At 62.2% G+C, this 16,027-nt stretch carries 13 protein-coding genes and 1 pseudogene; 8 read left to right on the forward strand and 6 right to left on the reverse strand.

What is annotated here, in order from left to right; genetic code table 11:
* The first annotated feature begins 85 nt into the window (after positions 1 to 85).
* A complete protein-coding gene (locus FFM81_RS07330; protein ID WP_003564776.1) occupies positions 86 to 502 on the forward strand; it encodes a winged helix-turn-helix transcriptional regulator in 417 nt (138 codons plus the stop codon).
* Here FFM81_RS07330 and FFM81_RS07335 read toward each other — a convergent pair.
* The 4 genes from FFM81_RS07335 to FFM81_RS07350 form a co-directional block, all read right to left on the reverse strand.
* Entirely contained in the window at positions 499 to 1,713 is a 1,215-nt protein-coding gene (locus FFM81_RS07335) for an MFS transporter (protein WP_138385739.1), read from the reverse strand. The genes FFM81_RS07330 and FFM81_RS07335 overlap by 4 nt on opposite strands.
* A gap of 98 nt (positions 1,714 to 1,811) precedes the next feature.
* The gene (locus tag FFM81_RS07340) at positions 1,812 to 2,435 is read right to left on the reverse strand and encodes a TetR/AcrR family transcriptional regulator (protein WP_128397995.1); all 624 of its coding nucleotides are present in this window, start codon (positions 2,433 to 2,435) and stop codon (positions 1,812 to 1,814) included.
* Between the two features lie 68 nt (positions 2,436 to 2,503).
* A complete protein-coding gene (locus FFM81_RS07345) occupies positions 2,504 to 3,421 on the reverse strand; it encodes a bifunctional helix-turn-helix transcriptional regulator/GNAT family N-acetyltransferase (RefSeq protein ID WP_025416588.1) in 918 nt (305 codons plus the stop codon).
* Between the two features lie 237 nt (positions 3,422 to 3,658).
* Positions 3,659 to 4,378, reverse strand: coding sequence for an aspartate/glutamate racemase family protein (locus FFM81_RS07350; protein ID WP_025416587.1), 720 nt, complete (start codon positions 4,376 to 4,378; stop codon positions 3,659 to 3,661).
* A gap of 152 nt (positions 4,379 to 4,530) precedes the next feature.
* Here FFM81_RS07350 and FFM81_RS07355 point away from each other — a divergent pair, with 152 nt between their 5' ends.
* From FFM81_RS07355 to FFM81_RS07370, 4 genes and pseudogenes are all read left to right on the forward strand, one after another.
* Positions 4,531 to 4,995 (forward strand): Lrp/AsnC family transcriptional regulator, encoded by a 465-nt coding sequence (locus tag FFM81_RS07355; protein ID WP_003564767.1) that lies wholly within the window; start codon positions 4,531 to 4,533, stop codon positions 4,993 to 4,995.
* Between the two features lie 176 nt (positions 4,996 to 5,171).
* Positions 5,172 to 5,704, forward strand: a pseudogene (locus FFM81_RS32635) (BA14K family protein).
* Between the two features lie 262 nt (positions 5,705 to 5,966).
* Positions 5,967 to 7,232 carry an NAD(P)/FAD-dependent oxidoreductase gene (locus FFM81_RS07365; RefSeq protein WP_025416585.1) on the forward strand — a complete coding sequence of 422 codons (1,266 nt, stop codon included), beginning with the start codon at positions 5,967 to 5,969 and terminating at the stop codon, positions 7,230 to 7,232.
* Between the two features lie 542 nt (positions 7,233 to 7,774).
* Positions 7,775 to 9,718 (forward strand): elongation factor G, encoded by a 1,944-nt coding sequence (locus tag FFM81_RS07370; RefSeq protein ID WP_025416584.1) that lies wholly within the window; start codon positions 7,775 to 7,777, stop codon positions 9,716 to 9,718.
* Between the two features lie 265 nt (positions 9,719 to 9,983).
* Here the strand turns inward: FFM81_RS07370 and FFM81_RS07375 are convergent, their stop codons facing one another.
* Positions 9,984 to 11,030, reverse strand: a complete 1,047-nt coding sequence (locus FFM81_RS07375; RefSeq protein ID WP_025416583.1) for an NAD(P)-dependent alcohol dehydrogenase — start codon at positions 11,028 to 11,030, stop codon at positions 9,984 to 9,986.
* A gap of 218 nt (positions 11,031 to 11,248) precedes the next feature.
* Between FFM81_RS07375 and FFM81_RS07380 the strand changes: the two genes are divergently transcribed.
* The 3 genes from FFM81_RS07380 (at position 11,249) to FFM81_RS07390 (ending at position 14,994) form a co-directional block, all read left to right on the forward strand.
* Positions 11,249 to 12,157, forward strand: coding sequence for an AraC family transcriptional regulator (locus FFM81_RS07380; protein ID WP_003564757.1), 909 nt, complete (start codon positions 11,249 to 11,251; stop codon positions 12,155 to 12,157).
* A gap of 99 nt (positions 12,158 to 12,256) precedes the next feature.
* Positions 12,257 to 13,312 (forward strand): glycosyltransferase family 2 protein, encoded by a 1,056-nt coding sequence (locus FFM81_RS07385; RefSeq protein ID WP_138385740.1) that lies wholly within the window; start codon positions 12,257 to 12,259, stop codon positions 13,310 to 13,312.
* Positions 13,312 to 14,994 carry a hypothetical protein gene (locus FFM81_RS07390; RefSeq protein WP_138385741.1) on the forward strand — a complete coding sequence of 561 codons (1,683 nt, stop codon included), beginning with the start codon at positions 13,312 to 13,314 and terminating at the stop codon, positions 14,992 to 14,994. Before FFM81_RS07385 ends, FFM81_RS07390 begins: the two co-directional genes overlap by 1 nt.
* Here FFM81_RS07390 and FFM81_RS07395 read toward each other — a convergent pair.
* Positions 14,989 to 15,993, reverse strand: coding sequence for a sugar-binding transcriptional regulator (locus FFM81_RS07395; RefSeq protein ID WP_138385742.1), 1,005 nt, complete (start codon positions 15,991 to 15,993; stop codon positions 14,989 to 14,991). The two genes, FFM81_RS07390 and FFM81_RS07395, sit on opposite strands and share 6 nt — an antisense overlap.
* Positions 15,994 to 16,027: the final 34 nt, after the last annotated feature.

Below are 16,027 nucleotides of genomic sequence, written 5' to 3' on the forward strand. Positions count from 1 at the left end.
AGAGACTAACACTAGAATAGGAATTGACTTCGCGGTGTAAAGGAGGCAGTTTTTCGGCTGCAAGTTACCAAAAGGGAACCAGCAGATGAGCGGCGAGGTCTTCAGCCTCAAGAACAGGATGCCGGGGATGCGGCGCGAGATCGATCTCGCCGGCCTCGATTTTTCTAACTGCCCGGTCAGGGACATGATGCAGCACATCGGCGGCAAATGGTCGACGCTGCTGCTCGAAGTGCTGGCAGCCGAGCCCCGCCGCTTCGGCGAACTGCGGCGCATGCTTCCCGATATTTCGCAGCGCATGCTGACGCAGACGCTGCGCGACCTTCAGAGGGATGGTTATGTCAATCGCGAAGTCTTCCCGACCAAGCCGCCCAGCGTCGAATACTCGATGACGGAACTCGGCCGTTCGCTCTACCAACCGCTGTCGCAACTGTTGAACTGGGCGGAGGCGAATCATGATGCCGTTCGCGCCGCCCGTTCGCGTTTCGATTCTGCCGACATCTAGGCCGATTTGCCGCGGCCCTCCGTCAGGAACAGCAGGAAGGCGAGGGTCGGGAAGGCGAAGCCGATCCAGGCGGTCATCGTCCAGCCGCCGGTCGCATAGGCCCAGCCGCCGAGCGCCGAGCCGATCGCGCCGCCGGCAAAGAAGGTGGCCATGAAGAGGCCGTTCAGCCGGCTGCGGTGTTCCGGGTTCAAGCCGTAAATGGCGCGCTGGCCGCAGACGAGATTGGTCGTGACCCCGAAATCGAGCGTGATCGCGGCCACGGTCAAAAGGATCAGGGCGGTGAGCGAGCCGTCGTTTGCGAAATGACTGATCAGGAAGGACGCCATGCCGAGCAGCATGGCGATGGTCGAGGCGATCTTCGTCATGCCGCGGTCGGCAAGTCGGCCGGCGATCGGTGAGGCGATGGCGCCGGCGGCGCCGGCGAGCGCGAAGAGGGCGATGCCGTTCTGCGTCAGGCCGAAAGCCGGGCTTGCGAGCAGCAGCGGCGTCGTCGTCCAGAACAGGCTGAAGGCGCCGAACATGCCGGCCTGGTAGAGGGCGCGGCGCTGCAGCACACGCGAGGTGAGCGCCAGATGGGCCATAGAGGCGAGCAGCTCGCCGTAGCGCAGTTTCGTCTTCGGCCGCCGGACCGGCAAGTTGGCGCGCAGGACGATGGCGAGTACGAGCATCAGCACCGCGGTGATGTAATAGACCATGTGCCAGGAGGAGGCCTCGGCAACGAAGCTGGCGAAGGGGCGGGCGAGCATGATGCCGCAGAGCAGGCCGCTCATGACATTGCCGACGACCTGGCCGCGCGTTGCATCCGGCGCCATGTTCGCGGCGACGGGAACCAAAACCTGAACGGCGACCGATGACAGGCCGATGCAGAGCGAGGCGACGAGGAAGGCCGTGGGCGTCGACGACAGTGCTGCGCCGATCAATGCAACGGCAGAGACGGCGATCAGCATAAGCACCAGACGGCGGTTTTCCGTGAGGTCGCCGAGCGGCACGATCAGCAGCAGGCCGAGGCCGTAGCCGATCTGCGTCAGCGTGACGATCAGGCCGGTGGCGGCCGGCGTGAAGCCGAGTTCGGCGCTGATTAAGCCGGCAAGCGGCTGGCCGTAATAGAGATTGGCGGCCACCAGCCCGCAGGCGGCGGCGAAAAGAAAGGTGAGCCAGGGAGATAGCGCCCGTGGAATGGCCTTATCCGGCGTGGTGGCTGAAACGCTCATTGGAAACTCCGGTATGAATGAAAAATGTAGTCGCAAATCGTCTTGCCGCCGGCCACCCATTTCCCGCCGGGGAATGCCGGGCATTTCTCCGGAAAGTATCAGGTCACCAGCTTCATCGCGGCTTCGGCAGCCGCCGCCATTTGCTCGCCGCTGCGTCCCGCCTTGCCGATAACGCGCATGCCCTTGGTGAGGCAGAGCAGGGCAAGTGCTACCCCCGAGACATCGAGATCCGCCGAAATCGAGCCGTCGGACTGGCCGAGGCGGATGAGGTCGGCGAGAAGCGTCTCGTCGGTCGTGAAGGCGGTGGCGACCCGCTCGGCCGCCTCTTCGTCGAAGAGCGCGAGATCGCCGGCGCTGCCGACGACGAGGCACCCCTGCCTGCCGATTTCACCGTGCGAAGAGCCGGCAAAGAAGGTGATCAGCGCATGGAGCTTTTCGCGGCCGGTCTCGACGCCGGCGAGTTTCGCGTCGAGCAGGCCGCGGCGTACGGCGCGGTAGCGATCGAAGGCGGCCAGGAAGATGCCGCGCTTGTCGCCGAAGGCCTTGTAGACGCTGCCTGATGCAAGCCCCATGGCGTCGGTAAGTTCGCTGATCGATGCGGCGTTGTAGCCACGCTCGGAAAAGACGCGGAGGGCGGCGTCGAGGGCGGCCTCCGCATCGAATTCCCGCGGACGGCCGCGGCCCCGGGACTTCGCTTGATGGTCGAGGGTCATTGTGTTCATGCCCCTAATTAGGAAACGATCGTTTCCAAATCAAGCAAAATTTTGCGCCGCGGCAAGCGGGAGGTGAATCACAAGATCAGAACCCAGTTTTGGCCGTTGGCTTCCGGACCGAACATTCGATGTCTCTCCTCGGAGACAAGGCGGAAGCCTGTTTTGACGTAGATGGCGCGGGCGGTTTCCAGCATGTCGTTGGTCCAGAGCTGGAGCTCGCTGTAGCCCTTCTGCCTGCAAAAGCGGATGCATTCGTCGACCAGCAGCTTGCCAAGCCCGAGGCCGCGGGCTGATTTGTCGACATAGAGCAGTCGCAGCTTGGCGATGCCGTCGCCGCCATTGGTGACGAGGACCGAGCCGACATTGACGCCGCCGCGTTCGGCGATCCAGCAATATTCGAGCGCAGGATCGAAATTGGCGAGGAATTTTCCGGCGACCTCGGCGACCAGCGCCTCGAAGCGCAGATCCCAGCCATATTCCGCGGTATAGAAGCGGCTCTGGCTCTGGACGATCCAGCCGATATCCCCGGCGCGGTGGGCGCGGATGATGGCAGGCGCCGGTTTTGCGGTGGGGTCGAGCAGGGCACGGATCGTGCCCATGGCACGCACCGCCACCTCCGGTTCGCCGCTCGCCAGAGTGTCGAAACGGGCGGCGATCTGGGCATTGGCGCGCCGACCGAGTTCCTCGAACTCCTCGCGTCCCCGGTCGGTGACATTGATGATTAGGCTGCGCAGATCGGCCGGATCGGGATCGGTCCTGATCAGCCCTTCGGCGCGGAAACGCTTGAGGATGCGGCTGAGATAGGCGGCGTCGAGATGCAGGTCGCGGACAAGTGCTGCGGCACTGACGCCGTCATGCGAGCCGATCTCGAAGAGGATGCGGGCATCCGTCAGCGTATAGGGCGAGTCGAGATAGGCCTTGTTCAGGAGGCCAAGGAAATTCGTATAGAAGCGGTTGAAATCGCGGGCTGTTTCGATGAGGGCGATGTCGGACATGGTGATCTCCAAAGCGAGATCTTGTCAGGTTGGTGACAAGCCCCGCTCCTTGCTCGCCGTCATCCTCGCCTTGTGCCGAGGATCTGCTGCACGATCAACCGGAAGCAGAGGCTCGGTGCAAGCCCGAGCATGACGAAAGAAGGGTTGGCCGACGGTGTCAACAAACTGACAAAAGTCTCCGAATGAAGACCTTTGTCATGCATTTAGTTGACTGAGTCAACTAAATTGTCAGCCACCTCAGGCGGCTTCCTCTTCCACTTCTTCCTCTGCCCCAAGAGCGAATTCCACCGCTGCCCGGGCATGGATCGCAGTCGTATCGAAGCCCGGCAGCGGCAGGCGGTTGGGGTCGAGGATCAGGCAGATCTCGGTGCACCCGAGGATGATGCTGTCGGCGCCGTTGTCGACAGCGCGGTCGATGATGTCGATCAGCTTTTCGCGCGAGTTGTCGTGTACCCTGCCGGCGCAGAGCTCATTGAAGATGATGTCGTGTACTGTGGTGCGGTCGGCGGCGTCGGGCACCATGATGTCGATGCCAAGGCCCTTCATGCGCTCGGCGTAGAAGCCGTGCTCCATCGTGTAGCGGGTGGCAAGCAGCAGCGGGCGCTTGCGGCCGGCCGCATGCAGCGATTTCGCCGTCTCGTCGATGATGTGGATCAGCGGCACGGAAATCTTCGCCGCGACTTCATCGGCGATCAGGTGCATGGTGTTGGTGCAGATCAGGACGCAGCCGGCGCCGCCTACCTGAAGGCGCAGAGCCACGTCGGCGAGGCGGCGGGCGGCCATATCCCAGTCGCCGGCCTTCTGAAGAGCGACGATCGCTTCGAAATTGACCGAATGCAGGATGAGCTCGGCCGAGGCGAGGCCGCCCTTGCGGGCGCGCACCATCTCGTTGACTAGGCGGTAATAGACCGCCGAACTTTCGAAACTCATGCCGCCGATCAGGCCGATCGTATCCATCTCTTCATGCTCCTCATGCTTCGAGTTGCGAAAATAATGCCGCAATGCCCGCGCGGTGTGTTTGCTTTATTTGTCCTGCGCGTCCAATACATGCTATTATTTTGCGCGATTTGGAGAGAACGCGCAAAATTGGGGCGGGAGGTGATTTACGCATGCTTGACGATCGCGACAGACGCATTCTCGACATGCTGCAGAAAGATGCAGGCATATCCGTGACCGATCTGGCCGAGCGCGTGGCGCTTTCGGTGTCGGCCTGCTCACGGCGGATCCAGCGGTTGGAAGACAGCGGCCATATCGCCAGACGCATCGTCGTGCTCGATCGGGAGAAAATGGGTGTGCCGACCACGGTCTTCGCGCTGGTAAAGACGGCGCACCATTCCGATGAATGGACGGAAACCTTCCGCCGGATCATCGCCGACATTCCCGAGATCGTCGAGGCGCACCGGCTGACCGGCAATCACGACTACATCCTGAAGATCGTGCTGCCGCGCGTCGAGCATTACGACGTGATCTATAAGCAGATCGTGCGCAAGCTCGAACTCTTCGACGTCTCGGCGTCGATCTCGATGGAAGAATTGAAACATGGAATGGCGATACCGGTGGGCTACGCTAGGTGAAGGTGTCATGCTGGAAAAAACAAGGTTCGATTGCGGGAAAAGCCGATAGTACTCGGCCCTATCGATAGCGATTTATTTGTCTCGATACGGAACGTTTTTCGATATATTATGTTCACCTTTGGTTCAGGAGGAGGGGAGGATATTTCCTTCTCTTGGAGGAGCAGAGGAGAACAGTCATGAGAAAGCTAAGCGTCGCCGCGTTATGCTTGATCATAGGTGTCCCCGGCATCACGCCGGCTCAGGCATTTCCGGCTATCAACCCACCCAGGATCGAAGCACAGCAGCAGATAGAACATGTGCAATGGCGTGGCCGTGGTGGGCACTGGGGTGGCGGCTACCACGGAGGCGGCGGCTACTACCGCGGAGGTGGGTATTACGGCCATCATCACAATGGATCAGGCTGGGGCTGGGCCTGGGCGGCCTCGCCGTCGGCACCATCATCGGTGGCGCACTGGCGCAGCCCTATTACGGTTCGTATTACGGGTCGCCTTACGGCTATTATGGCTCGCCCTACGGCTATCGCCGGCCTTACGGTTATTACGGCGGCTACTATGGCAGGCCCTATCGGGCCTATGCGTCGTCCGCCTATTATGGAGGGGGCGGCAGCCACGAGAGCTGGTGCTATGCCCGTTATCGTTCGTACAGGGCGTACGACAATAGCTTCCAGCCCTATCACGGACCCCGTCGCCAGTGCGTCGGTCCCTATTGATTTGGCACGTTAAGCATATGCCGCTGTGAACGGGCTGCAGGCGCCGTCTTGCGACCCCATTCACAGGGGCATGTCTGCGTCGCACCCAAGCCGAAGCTCGCTCTGGGCAGCTATGACGCCGCCGGACTTCCGCTCCAAAAGCCCACAATCTCAGCGCCGTCGACTGCGATCGGCGCAGGGGAGACATGCCGAAACGGCGGTTGCAACCATTGGGCCGATGGCCACATTTGGTTTTGAGCAAAATGGCGCAAAGGGGCATGTCATGAGCGATCATCACGTCGTCGTTGTCGGCGGCGGTTTCGGTGGGCTGCAACTGGTCAACGGGTTAAAAGGGGCGGGTGTGAAGATCACGCTCGTCGACCGGCGCAACCATCATCTCTTCCAGCCGCTGCTCTATCAGGTGGCGACGACCATCCTCTCCACCTCGGAGATCGCCTGGCCGATCCGCCGCCTGTATGCCGACCGGCCTGATGTGACGGTGTTGCTCGGCGAAGTCACCGGCGTCGACAGCGACGCGAAGACGGTATCCCTACGTAACGGCATGACTCTCAGTTACGACACACTGGTGCTGGCGACCGGGGCGACGCATGCCTATTTCGGCCATGACGAATGGGAGCCGGTGGCGCCCGGCCTGAAGACGCTGGAGGATGCGACGACGATCCGCCGACGCGTGCTGCTCGCCTTCGAGAAGGCGGAGATGGAGAGCGATCCCGCCGTGCGCGATGCGTTGCTCACCTTCACCATCGTCGGGGCCGGGCCGACTGGTGTGGAGCTTGCCGGCATTATCGCTGAGCTGGCGCATTTCACCCTGCCGAAGGAATTCCGCAACATCGATACGCGCAAGACCCGCGTCGTGCTGGTCGAGGCCGGCCCGCGGGCGCTGCCCAGCTTCGCCGAGGAGCTTTCGGCCTATGCCGAGAAGGCGCTGGAGAAACTCGGAGTTGAGATTCATCTCGGCAGGGCGGTGACCGAGTGCAGCGCCGACGGTGTGAAAATCGGCGAGACCTTCGTTGCCAGCCGGACGATCGTCTGGGCTGCGGGCGTCACCGCCTCGCCGGCGGCCCGATGGCTTAACGTGCCGGCCGACCGGGCGGGGCGCGTCGCCGTCGAAAAGGGTCTGAGCGCGCCTGGCTTGCCCGATGTCTTCGTCATCGGCGACACCGCCTCCGTCATGGGCGAGGACGGCAAGCCGGTGCCGGGCATCGCGCCCGCCGCCAAGCAGCAGGGCGGCTACGTCGCCAAGGTCATCCGCGCGCGTCTCTCGGGTAAACCGGCGCCGGGGCCCTTCCGCTACCGGCATCAAGGGAGTCTTGCGACGATCGGCCAGAGTGCGGCGATCATCGATTTCGGCCGGATCAAGCTGAAAGGCTGGATCGCTTGGTGGATCTGGGGCCTTGCCCACATTTACTTCCTGATCGGCACCCGCTCGCGCTTCTCTGTCGCCTGGAGCTGGCTGTGGATCTATCTCAGCGGCCAGCACAGCGCTCGGCTGATCACTCAGCGGGAGACGATGCGGGAGGAGGCGTAGGCGGGAGACTAAAGGCTGTGCCCCTAATCGGCTCGTGGAACGATGCTGTCTGATGTGCCGCGGGTGAGCGGCATGGATAGCGTTAGCAGTATTGCCATTGATCGGTGAGGTTTGCTGTCAGCAGGGCATCCCCACGGATCCTTGTTGCAGTGCTCCACCTTTCCTCCCTCATTCCTGTGCCTGTCACAGGAATCCAGTGCGCCCAAGTCCTTGGGCGCGGGAGACTCTCTTCCCGAACACGGTGAGTTATTCACCGCGCGGACGCGCGGTGGCTGGATCCCTGTGACGAGCACAGGGATGAGGTGGGTGGGGTGACGTCTCCACGCTAGATTTTCTGCCACAGGCCTGAGCTGGTTTTCGCCATACGACGGAAGGGTAACATGGCCCTGCTTGACTTATCTTTATACACGCCCTTAGGTTTGGCCCGCGTTTCCCAAAACCACTGGGGTGACGCAGCCGTCGTTTTTAGCCGACAGAGGTTCCAATGCGCCAACGCACTTCTCACGAAAATCACATCCGAATTTCTGAGAAGTTGGTGGTTCATGCGCACATTGAATCTGGGCATCCTCGCCCATGTGGATGCAGGCAAGACTAGCCTTACCGAAAGACTGCTTTTCAACGCCGGCGTCATCGACCAGCTCGGCAGCGTCGATACCGGCAATACACAGACGGACAATCTCGAACTCGAACGGCAGCGCGGCATCACGATCCGGGCCGCGGTGGTGTCGTTTGCGATCGGCGACAGGATCGTCAATCTGATCGATACACCCGGCCACCCCGATTTCATCGCCGAGGTCGAGCGGGTGCTGGGATTGCTGGATGCCGCGGTCGTCGTCGTTTCGGCGGTCGAAGGCGTGCAGGCGCAGACTCGCGTGCTGGTGCGGGCGTTGCGGCGGCTGAAGATTCCCTTCGTCTTCTTCGTCAATAAGATCGATCGCCGCGGTGCCCGATATCTGGGGGTACTGGAGGCGCTTGCCGCGCAGCTCTCGGTCCGGCCGATCGCCATGTCGTCCGTCGTCGATGCCGGCAGCAAATCTGCCCGGGTGGAAGCGCTCGTTGCGAGAGACGAGCCGCTTTTTTCGACGCTCTGCGAGGTGCTCGGCGAAAATGATGAGGCACTGCTTGATGATTATGTTCTCGCGTCCGATCGGCTGACTGGGGAAAGGCTCAGGCGCTCTCTGGCCGATCAGGTGGCGCGCGGTCTCGTCCATCCCGTCTTTGCGGGGGCCGCGATGACCGGCGTCGGCATACCTGCCCTGGCATCGGCCATTGCGACGATCCTGCCCGAGCGCTGCCCCGACCCGGATGGGCCGATTGCCGGCAGAATCTTCAAGATCGAGCGCGGCTGGGGCAGGGAAAAACTCTGTTATCTCTCCCTGGCCTCGGGCACTGTCCGGCTCCGGCAATATCTGGATCTGCCGAAAGGCCCGGAACGGGTAACCGGGATCCAGGTCTTCGAGGACGGCCGGGTCCATGGCGCCGATGGCCTCCGCGCCGGGCAGATCGCACGCGTCAGCGGTCTCGCCAGCGCCCGCATCGGCGACGTGGTGGGCGGCGATCCCGTTGGCCCACAGGCTCACTTCGCGCCGCCGACGCTCGAAACCCGCGTCCTTGCCCGCCGCCCTTCCGAGAAGGCGGCGCTGTGGCTGGCGCTGAACCAGATGGCCGAACAGGATCCGCTGATCAATCTGCGCCGCAACGAGGAGACGGACGATGTCTTCGTCTCGCTCTATGGCGAGGTGCAGAAGGAGGTGATCCAATCGACGTTGCTGACGGATTTCGGCCTCGAGGCTGGGTTCGAGGAGAGCACCGTCATCCTGGCCGAGAGGCCTGTGGGGATCGGAACCAGCCTGCAGATCCTCTTCAAGGAACCCAATCCGTTTTTCGCCACCATCGGCCTGCGCGTCGAGCCGCGTCCTGCCGGGGCGGGCAACAGCTTCGCGCTCGAAGTGGATGTCGGCCAGATGCCGGTCGCCTTTTACCGGGCGGTCGAGGAAACCGTCTTCGAAACGCTGAAACAGGGTATTTCAGGCTGGCAGGTCATCGATTGCCACGTAGCGATGACGGCGGCCCGGCATAGCTCGCCGGCAAGCACCGCCGCCGATTTCCGCCAGCTGACGCCCTGGGTGCTGGCCACGGCGCTATCGGCGGCGCAGACCGTGCTCTGTGAGCCGGTCGACCACTTTCATATCGAGGCGCCGGCGGAAAGTTTGAGCCGTGTTCTCACATTGCTTGCGAAAGCGGCCGCGACGACGACGGATTCGGTGATCGCCGACGGCGTCGCCCGACTGGACGGCACCCTGGCCTCTCAAATGGTGCGGGGCGTCCAGCAGCAATTGCCAGGCCTGACGAGCGGGGCGGGAACGATGGAAACCGCTTTCGATCATTACGCTTCGGCGGCGGGTCCGCCGCGCTTGCGTGGGCGTTCGGGGCCTAATCCGTTTAACGGGGCGGAATATCTGCTGCGGTTGCGGAGGAGTGTGTGAAACGTGATTTTGATCTGGGCGTGCCGGATCCCGGTGCCGAGCGCAATTGAAGAGAGGGCATGCAGTGTGGTCACCCCCCTCTGGTCGGCAGGGCAGAAGGGTGACCCCACGGCATGCAGGCTCGAATCCGGCTGCGGCGTTCCGGGGGGGGCGGGCGAGATTGGCGCTTGCGGGTGACGCTTTGAGTCCCTTCGGATCGCACCTCAGCATGAGGGTGGTGAGTCCGCCTAAAAGGCGGCTCTTTCGAGCCACCTTCTTACTATCCTCAGGCCGCCAGCGAGGCGATGTCGATGACGAAGCGGTAGCGGACGTCGCTCTTCAGGACGCGTTCATAGGCTTCGTTGACCTGATCGATGTTGATCTTCTCGATCTCGGAGACGATGTTGTGCTTGCCGCAGAAATCCAGCATTTCCTGGGTTTCCTTGATCGAGCCGATCATCGAGCCGGAGATGCTCCTGCGGCCAGGAACGATCGAGAAGGCATGCACCGGGATCGGGTTCTCAGGCACGCCGACGACCACGAAGGAACCATCCACCTTCAGGAGGCCGAGATAGACGTTCCAGTCGATCTCGGCGCTGACGGTGCAGATGATGAGATCGAACGTGCCGGCAAGCTTCTTGAAGGTTTCCGGGTCGTTGGTGGCGTAATATTCCTTGGCGCCGAGCTTCAGCCCGTCTTCCTTCTTGGAAAGGCTCTGGGAGAGAACGGTGATATCGGCGCCCATGGCTGAACCCAGCTTGACGCCCATATGGCCGAGACCGCCCATGCCGACGATCGCGACCTTCTTGCCGGGGCCGGCATTCCAGTGGCGTAGCGGCGAATAGAGCGTGATGCCGGCACAGAGCAGCGGCGCGGAGGCATCGAGCGGCAGATTGTCAGGAATGGACATGACATAGCCCTCCTTGACGACGATCGAGTCGGAGTAGCCGCCCTGGGTGCGCGTCTTGCCGTCGGCTTCGAAGTCATTATAGGTGCCGCTGAGACCCGGCATGTACTGTTCGCGATCGAGGTCGCGCTCGGCGCAGCCGATGCAGGAATCGACGAAGCAGCCGACGCCGACGCGGTCGCCGACCTTGAATTTGGTGACGGCAGAGCCGACGGCCGAGACGATGCCGGCGATCTCATGGCCGGGCACGATCGGATAGACGGCGTTCTTCCATTCGTTGCGGACGGTGTGGATGTCCGAATGGCAGATGCCGGCAAACTTGATGTCGATGACGACGTCATCGGGGTTCGGGTTGCGGCGTTCGAAGGTGAAAGGGGTCAGCGGTTTGGAAGCATCGGTGGCGGCGTAGCCTTTTGCAATAGGCATGGGAACCTTCCTTTTCGTCTTTGGGAGGGGTTGAGCGGGATGGCGGACTATTGCCCGGATATTGGCAAGGGCGTTAGAGCGATCCTCTCAGCTTCTTGCACGATCCTGCAAAAGTGAGGCGCCAGCCTGTTTGCGAAATGGCAAAGACACTCTAAATAGGGGCGTATCGCCCGCGTCAGACAGCTGACAGTCAGACAGCTGAAAGAAAGAGTTGCCGCATGACTTTGCCCTTCAGCCCCTATCAGGAAATCGTCGACATCGCGATGCGCTTTGCACCTGGCGACGGTGAGTTCTCGACTGCCATCGGCAATCTTCATGTCAGCCGCCGGTCCAAGCCCAGCGATCCCTTGCACAGTAGCTACCGCCCGTGTTTCGCCTTCGTGCTGCAGGGGGCCAAGAGCCTGCAGCTCGGTACGGAGCAGATCAGCTACGGCACCGGCGACTATCTTTTGACCTCGCTCGACCTGCCTGTCGCTTGGCGGGTCACCGAGGCAAGCCCCGAAGTGCCGCATCTCTGTCTCGGGCTGGCAATCGATTCCGAGAAGCTGTTGGAGTTGCTCAGCCGCATCGACATTCCACGCCCGGCCGCCCATACCGACGGGCAGCGCGGGATGGTGGTGAACGTCGCGCCGCCGGAGCTGATGGATGCCGCTGTCCGCCTGCTGCGCTTGCTCGATCGTCCGGGCGATATTCCCGCTATGGCGCCACTGATCGAGCAGGAAATCCTTTACCGGGTGCTGACCGGCCCGCACGGCGCCCGGCTGATCAATATCGCCACGGCAGACAGCCACAGCAACAGGATTGCGCGCGCCGTCGCCTGGCTTAAGGAGAATTTCGCGCGGCCGCTGCGCATCGAAGACCTTGCCGAGCGCGTAAACATGAGCGTGTCGTCCTTCCATCACCATTTCAAGTCGGTCACAGCGATGACGCCGGTCCAGTACCAGAAGCAGCTTCGTCTGCACGAGGCGCGCCGGCTGATGTTCGTCGAGCGCCTTGATGCGGGCACGGCCGGCCACCGCGTCGGCTATCAGAGCCCGTCGCAATTCAGCCGCGAATACAGCCGCCTCTACGGCGCGTCGCCGGCCCGCGATGTCGACGGCGGGCGTGAGATCATGGCGGCGGAATAGAGTTCACGGACGCTCGGCGGCGACCAACCGGCCATTAAAGGATGTTTGACGTTTCCCGGCTAGGCTGGCGCTATCAATCAAGCAGGCACCGCCGTCCGCATGACGCAAGCACCGTCTCTTTCCATCGTCGCGCCTTGTCACAACGAGGAAGAGGGGCTGCGCGAGTTTTGTCGCCGCGCTGCCGCTGCCGCGCATAGCGTTGTCGGCGACGCCTTCGAACTCATCCTCGTCGATGACGGCTCGTCCGACGGAACCTGGGAGATCATTTCGGATCTGGCGGCAAGAGTGCCGCAGGTGCTCGGCGTTCGTCTCCTGCGCAATCACGGCCATCAGCTGGCATCGACGGCGGGGCTGTCGGCGTCGCGGGGCGAGCGTGTGCTCCTGATCGACGCCGATCTTCAGGATCCGCCCGAACTGCTTTTGATGATGATGCCGATCATGGAACGTGGCGCCGACGTCGTCTACGGCCAACGCACGCGCCGCGAGGGCGAAAGCTGGTTCAAACTCGCCTCAGCTTCGCTTTTCTATCGCGCTCTCTCCAGGCTCGCTTCCGTGACCATTCCGCGCGATACCGGCGATTTCCGGCTGATGCGCCGGCGCGTCGTCGATATTCTGCTGGCGATGCCGGAGCGTGATCGTTTCATTCGCGGCATGGTCAGCTGGATCGGCGGCAGGCAGGTGGCTCTGCCTTACGAGCGGGACGCCCGTTTTGCCGGCACGACGAAATATCCGCTGCGCAAGATGATCAATTTCGCGCTCGATGCGATCACCAGTTTTTCCACGACGCCGCTGCGCATCGCCACATGGCTCGGCATGATCAGCGCCGGAGTCGCGATGGCGTTGCTCGTTTTTACCTTCGATCGCTGGCTCCAGAACGAGACGGTCACCGGCTGGTCATCGATCATGGCCGCCGTCAGCGCCTTCAGCGCCATCCAACTGATTTGCATCGGTATCATCGGCGAATATCTCGGCCGTCTCGTGCAGGAGAGCAAGCGGCGGCCGATGTTCATGATCGAGACGATCCTGCGGGGCGGCGATCAGGCCGAACTGCCGACGGCTTTCTCGGAGATGAGCGCCGGCGACAAGCGCTCCGCGCTGGATGCGGCCTTTGCATCCGGCGAGCCGCGCTCGCAAAAGAACAGCCGGATCGGATGATGGACCGGATTACTGCGCCTGTTCACGCGGCAGCCGGGCCCGAAGAACTGGTTGCCAGGCAGGATTCCACGATTGCGATCATTGCTTTTGTCGCGCTTGCCACGGCCCTGGTGGTGCTGTTCCGCTTTCCGCCGGTTCTCGACTATGCAAATCACTACGCCCGTATCTGGCTTCTTTCGGGCGGGATCGGCGAGCAGCCGTTTCCTGAAATCTACGCGATCGATTGGAACCGCACCTTCACCAATGTCGGGATCGATCTTCTGGCGACTTCGGTAGGGCCGCTGGTCGGCGCCGACAGGCTGGCGCGGGCTTTGCTTTTCCTGGCGATCGTGTTGCCGCCGCTCGGGGCGATCAGTCTGCACCGCGCGCTTTTCGGCGGCCGGTACTATTGGCAGATCGCCATGCTGTCGCTTGGCTGGTGCGCCACGATGATCGGCGGCTTCATCAACTTTCAGATCGGCCTTGGCATGGCCTTGTTCTTCGCCTGCGCCGACCTGCGGCTGCAGCGCCGAAATCCGGTTCTGCTTTTTGCCTGGCGGCTTGCCGCAGCCCTGCTGCTGACGGTGATGCACATCTTTTCGCTCGGCTTTTATATGGCGATTATCTGCGGCCTCGAATTTTCCTGGCGTCTCGACATATTGCGATCGAAGGTGAGTCTGGTCAGGCTCGCTTGCCGGTTGACGCTGGCGTTGGGCGCCTGTGTCCTGGCACCGTTCGCACTCTACCTCCGTGCGCCAGCTTTGCCCAATGCCGGTGGCAACGGCCTTGCTCTCGCTTGGAACGACGGCGTTGTCCTGATTGTCATGAATTTGCTCTCCGCCATCACCACATATATCCCCATTATAGACGTGGTGCTGGTCCTGCCGCTGATCCTCATCTGCACGCGTGCCGCGCGCGCTGGCGATATCCGCGTACATGCGGGGCTTGCTGTGGCCTCCGGCGGACTGCTGCTGCTCTCCTGTGTTTCGCCTCGCCACATGCTCGGCACCGGATGGATTGGTTGGCGCTTTCCGATCATGACGGCGCTCGTCGCCATGACGATGGTGTGTCCTTTCGCCAATCTCGCGCGACGGCAGGCGCTGTTGCTGGCGCTTGTCATCAATCTCGCGGTTTTCGGCCGCACCGGCTGGATCGGCTGGAACTGGTGGCTGGCACAAAAAGACGTCGCTGCCGTCGAGACAGTGCTGAAAAAGGTGCCGTCCGGCGCGGCCGTTCTGCCTCTGGAGCATGAGCTCGGGACGGTGAGCGGCTTTGCCCATTCGAGCCGGTATTTTTTCATGAGAGAGGAGACCTTCTGGCACCTGCCGACGCTTGCCGTGCCCTTCTCGCACGCGTTCGTGCCGACTCTCTTCACCGCAGAAGGCAAGCAGCCGTTATCGGTTCTGACACCATGGTCTGAAATCGCGGTTCCCGAGGGAAATCTGTTTTCAATCGGCGTGCTTTCGTGCCCGGCAATGTTGCAGGAGTATGAAGTCTTCACGCCTTATCTCTCCGACTGGCGCAGCCGTTTCGATTTCATCCTCGTCGCCAATGCCGATATTCCCGACCGGTATGTCGGCGCCTTGATGCCAGCGGGGCTGACGCTGATCGAGGATGCCGGCTTCGCGAAGCTCTACGCCATCGACAAGGTGATGCCGGCAGAACCTTCCTCGGTGCCCGCCGGCTGCTCTGCGGCTCTATGAACCGCTGCCTGGCCGGAGATCGAGCGCAAGCTGCCGCGCTTGCCGGGCCGTGTCTTCGTCGCAGATCAGCACGTTCCCCAGGCCGGACAGCAACACGGCGGCAATAGCCTGCGCCTTGTTCAGGCCCCCCGACGCGAAGATGACATTCGGAATGGCGCGCAGGGCTTCGAGCTCGGGAGCGATTGCGCATCTGTTGATCGCGTGTTCGATCGGGCGCCCGGATTTGTCGACGAACTGGCCGAGCACGTCACCACAGGCGCCGGCTGCGATCAGTTCCTCTATGTTGATGCTGCTCGGCAAGCCGTAACGCATCAGCAGCGAACGTTCGGTCATGTCACCGATGCTGAGCACGATAACGTCATTGGTCTCGATCTGCCGAAAGGCCGTCTCGAAGACATCCTGCCTGATGATTGCCATCCGCGACTCGGGGCTGCCGGCATAGATCGGTGCCGCGAGATAGGAGCACTCGGCGTTCAGCTGGCGGGCAAGATCGCTCGCAATGTCGAAGGTGTTGATTTCGATGCCGTGGGTCAGCCCCCCCATGACCGAGTTGACGCAGATATCAGGCCGTCTGAGCGACGGCATATGACGCACCATTTCGCGAAGCGTCGCTCCCCATCCGACGCCGACGCCGCTTATCTCGCCGCCGTTCAACAATTGGACGAGATAGTCGGCCGCCGCCTGGCCGAGCAGAACGGGGATCAGCTCCTCGTCTTCGGGGGTCGGCACGATGATCGCCCGGTTGAGCGAGAACTCCGCCGCCAGCTGCTGCTCCAGGGCGACGCAGGAGGTCAGTCGAGAATTGAGGGTGATTGTCACCAGGCCCGATCGGCGCGCCTCGGCGATGATCTTGTTGACACGAAGCCTGTTGGTCGAAAGCGCTTCTGCAATCTCACCCTGGGTGCGTCCCTCCATGTAATAGAGCCAGACCACGCGCACCTGCATCTGCTCATCGGGGAGCGCTATGGGCTGGAAAGAAGCACCTCGGTTCTGTGACATGCAATAATCTGCGCCTCCAATTCGATGGCCATGG

Source organism: Rhizobium hidalgonense, assembly GCF_005862185.2.
GTDB lineage: Bacteria > Pseudomonadota > Alphaproteobacteria > Rhizobiales > Rhizobiaceae > Rhizobium > Rhizobium hidalgonense.

Excerpts from the sequence above, each read along its gene's own strand:
- FFM81_RS07350 (WP_025416587.1), bottom strand. The coding sequence starts at position 4,378 with ATGGATACGATCGGCCTGATCGGCGGCATGAGTTTCGAAAGTTCGGCG.
- FFM81_RS07355 (WP_003564767.1), top strand. The coding sequence starts at position 4,531 with ATGCTTGACGATCGCGACAGACGCATTCTCGACATGCTGCAGAAAGAT.
- FFM81_RS07330 (WP_003564776.1), top strand. The coding sequence starts at position 86 with ATGAGCGGCGAGGTCTTCAGCCTCAAGAACAGGATGCCGGGGATGCGG.
- FFM81_RS07365 (WP_025416585.1), top strand. The coding sequence starts at position 5,967 with ATGAGCGATCATCACGTCGTCGTTGTCGGCGGCGGTTTCGGTGGGCTG.
- FFM81_RS07395 (WP_138385742.1), bottom strand. The coding sequence starts at position 15,993 with ATGTCACAGAACCGAGGTGCTTCTTTCCAGCCCATAGCGCTCCCCGAT.
- FFM81_RS07370 (WP_025416584.1), top strand. The coding sequence starts at position 7,775 with ATGCGCACATTGAATCTGGGCATCCTCGCCCATGTGGATGCAGGCAAG.
- FFM81_RS07385 (WP_138385740.1), top strand. The coding sequence starts at position 12,257 with ATGACGCAAGCACCGTCTCTTTCCATCGTCGCGCCTTGTCACAACGAG.
- FFM81_RS07390 (WP_138385741.1), top strand. The coding sequence starts at position 13,312 with ATGGACCGGATTACTGCGCCTGTTCACGCGGCAGCCGGGCCCGAAGAA.
- FFM81_RS07375 (WP_025416583.1), bottom strand. The coding sequence starts at position 11,030 with ATGCCTATTGCAAAAGGCTACGCCGCCACCGATGCTTCCAAACCGCTG.
- FFM81_RS07380 (WP_003564757.1), top strand. The coding sequence starts at position 11,249 with ATGACTTTGCCCTTCAGCCCCTATCAGGAAATCGTCGACATCGCGATG.
- FFM81_RS07345 (WP_025416588.1), bottom strand. The coding sequence starts at position 3,421 with ATGTCCGACATCGCCCTCATCGAAACAGCCCGCGATTTCAACCGCTTC.
- FFM81_RS07340 (WP_128397995.1), bottom strand. The coding sequence starts at position 2,435 with ATGAACACAATGACCCTCGACCATCAAGCGAAGTCCCGGGGCCGCGGC.
- FFM81_RS07335 (WP_138385739.1), bottom strand. The coding sequence starts at position 1,713 with ATGAGCGTTTCAGCCACCACGCCGGATAAGGCCATTCCACGGGCGCTA.